This is a genomic window from Moorena sp. SIO2C4, from assembly GCF_010672485.1.
Taxonomy (GTDB): Bacteria; Cyanobacteriota; Cyanobacteriia; order Cyanobacteriales; family Coleofasciculaceae; genus Moorena; species Moorena producens.
This window is the reverse complement of sequence record NZ_JAAHGN010000993.1, coordinates 1-2,838: the sequence shown is the minus strand read 5'-3', so window position 1 is coordinate 2,838 and position 2,838 is coordinate 1. Positions and strand designations below refer to the sequence as shown.

4 protein-coding genes and 1 pseudogene are annotated in these 2,838 nt (G+C 45.8%); 3 read left to right on the top strand and 2 right to left on the bottom strand.

Features of this window, described 5'->3' with window-relative positions; all coding sequences use genetic code 11:
• Window positions 1–148: 148 nt before the first annotated feature.
• Complete coding sequence (locus F6K20_RS32600; RefSeq protein ID WP_287297533.1) at window positions 149–1,300, top strand: mechanosensitive ion channel family protein; 1,152 nt, start codon at window positions 149–151, stop codon at window positions 1,298–1,300.
• Between the two features lie 84 nt (window positions 1,301–1,384).
• Window positions 1,385–1,558 (top strand): hypothetical protein, encoded by a 174-nt coding sequence (locus tag F6K20_RS32595; protein ID WP_287250097.1) that lies wholly within the window; start codon window positions 1,385–1,387, stop codon window positions 1,556–1,558.
• On the opposite strand, the gene F6K20_RS32590 is transcribed toward F6K20_RS32595, so the two are convergent.
• Window positions 1,537–1,689 (bottom strand): hypothetical protein, encoded by a 153-nt coding sequence (locus tag F6K20_RS32590; RefSeq protein WP_287250094.1) that lies wholly within the window; start codon window positions 1,687–1,689, stop codon window positions 1,537–1,539. The genes F6K20_RS32595 and F6K20_RS32590 overlap by 22 nt on opposite strands.
• Window positions 1,686–2,531, bottom strand: coding sequence for a phosphate ABC transporter ATP-binding protein (locus F6K20_RS32585; RefSeq protein WP_008190397.1), 846 nt, complete (start codon window positions 2,529–2,531; stop codon window positions 1,686–1,688). Before F6K20_RS32585 ends, F6K20_RS32590 begins: the two co-directional genes overlap by 4 nt.
• A 139-nt stretch (window positions 2,532–2,670) precedes the next feature.
• On the opposite strand from F6K20_RS32585, the pseudogene F6K20_RS40260 reads away from it, so the two are divergent.
• A pseudogene (locus F6K20_RS40260) lies at window positions 2,671–2,838 on the top strand (FAD-dependent monooxygenase); the annotation flags it as partial.

The window sequence follows — 2,838 nt, the reverse complement described above, 5'->3', positions numbered from 1 at the left end:
AATTGCTCTAAATCCTGTTGATTACATACCTAGCAGGATTCGGTAAATTCGCAACTTATAGTAAAATCATTCCACCAATAGACTTGCCATCGACTTGCCATTTAACTAAGCACAGGTCGATCTCTGTTAGTGTATTTTGGTCGAAACGATGGAAAACCTTAAGAGTACAATCAACAGTACAATCAACCTAATCAAAGAAAGGATCTTTGATACCGACTTCAAGGTCCCCAACATTCCTGTTGCCACGATAGTTATTGTGGTGCTCATCCTCCTCTTCACCCATATATTGCGAGGGTTGTTTACTTCAATAATCATTCACAGACTCGAGCGTCTGACTAGCGGTACAGAAAGCACCCATGACGATGAGTTCATTAGGATTCTTAAGCAACCATTAGGCTGGCTAATTTGGATCGGTGGACTATGGCTAGTACATCTAGTTGTGGCAACCCATCTTAGTGATACACAGAATCAGAAAATCCCGGAGTTTCTGTTTGTGAGCGTTCTGTTCATTGCTACCTATATTCTTTACCGTGCTGCTCCACTACTGGGGGAGCTTCTAGCCGGATTGGCGGCAAACACTGAAACTGAACTCGACGATTTGTTCGTGCCGTACTTCCCAAAGCTTTTTCAGATCGCAGCAATCCTGATTGCTGCCATTAAAGCCAGTGAGATTGTGTTGGGGGCATCTGCCGGTGCACTGATCGGTCTACTCGGTGGCGCAGGTGTCGCCTTAGGTTTGTTATTCAAAGACATTGTCTATGACTGGTGTTGTACGGTGATTATCTACGCTGATGGTCTCTATAAACCCGGTGACGTGATAGTATTGGACGGAGTAAGTGGTAGGGTTAAGATACTCAATATTGGTCTGAGAAGTACAAGGCTTCTTATTACTGAGTGGGGTTATATCAAAAAACTTCCCAATTCTAAAATGATTTCTGGAATTTTTGCAAATTGGTCAGATAAGACTGGCGATACGGTTCAGTGGGGCATAAATTTAAATCTGAAAATTGATGGGATTTCGGCTGAGCAAACTAGGCGAATTTGTCAGGCTATTAAAGAAAACGTTTCCTCTATCGATGGCTTGAACAAGGAGAAAATTTTAGTTGTATTTTCTCGCCTTGAACAGAATGCTCGTGTGATTAAAATTAGGGTATTTGTGATTGAGCCCAAGCTCTACTATGATGTCCAGAGCAACTTGAATCTAGCCGTATTAGAAATCCTGGAAAACGAGGAGATTAATCAGCTCCATGTTTATCTGAGAAAGGAACTTAACTGGTTGCCTGACACCAGTATGAATTAGGAACAATCGTAAGCTATCAGCTATCAGCTATCAGCTATCAGCTATCAGCTATCAGCTATCAGCTATCAGCTATAGCTGATAGCTATGAGGTACACATTATTTTTTCCCTCTTCCCTCTTCCCTCTTCCCTCTTCCGAAGTCCCTGCTCCCTGCTCCCTGCTCCCTAAAACCCAGATATTTGTACCTCATGGGTATAAGAATTGCTATATCAGCTATCAGCTATCAGCTATCAGCTATCAGCTATCAGCTTTTGAATAAAATAAGCTGACGGCTGACGGCTGACCACTGACCACTGACCACTGACGGCTGACCACTGACGGCACCTCAAGCAGCGTGGGCGTAGCGCATATGCTTACGGGAATTCGGAGCACGGAAGACCACAGCTTCATCCTCTAATTCCATTGACATAGGCAGCTGTCAAAGCTTGTTGAGGTGATTCAAAAATCTGCTCCACACAGCCGTATTCAATCAATCGCCCCACTGCTTCTTTAACCCAGAAGACGGCAGTATAGTCAGCAATTCGTCTAGCTTGAGCTAGGTTGTGGGTAACAATCACCAGGGTGTAGCGTCCCCTGAGCCTAGCTATCAAATCTTCGACTACACCGCTGGATATGGGATCGAGGGCACTACAGGGTTCATCTAACAGGAGTACTTCCGGTTGCAACACCAAGGCACGGGCAATGCACAGGCGCTGCTTTTGACCACCAGACAGAGCAAGAGCCGAGGTGTGGAGTCGGTCTTTGACTTCATCCCACAAACCCACATCCCGGAGTGCAGTTTCGATGAGCTGAGCAATGTTAGCCCGGTTTTTAACACCATGTTCCCGCAACGGAAAGGCCAGATTCTTCCAGATTGAGAAGGGGAAGGGACTTGGCTTTTGGAAAATCATTCCAACACGACGGCGAAGTGCAATTAGCTCCATAGCACCACCCTTTGCGATCGCATCCATCCGAGGACTCAGCACATCCAGGGAACCAAAGCGAATTCTACCTGTAACTTTAGCATTAGGAATCAAATCTGTCAAGCGGTTGAGGCAACTTAAAAAACTAGTCTTGCCACAACCAGACGGTCCCACTAGTGCGGTAATCGAACCTGTATAAATTGGCAACGATACATCAGCAAAGGCCGGTTTTGTTCCATAATGTAAACATAGCCGCTCGGTCTGAATCAATGGGTCGTTTATAGACTGGCTTACCGGTAATTTTTCAATTGTGTTTAAAGGGTTAACCATTGTTTTTGGGAATTGTTAATGTTCTAGCAATTCTAAGACTTGTGAGGTACAAATATCTGGGTTTTAGGGAGCAGGGACTGAGGCCTTAGGCCACGCTACGCGAACGGAGCAGGTAAGAGGGAAGTCGGAAGTGGTCTACGAGAAGATCTACCCCTTTGGCTGGCTGGGTATTCTGAGCGACACGCCACCAGTTGACGAAGAGCTGATCTATGCCAACCACGCCCGCGGCTTTGCTCTGTGCAGCATGCGTTCCAATTCCCGCAGCCGTTACTACGTGCAGTGTGACCTGGATGACAAAGTGGAAAAC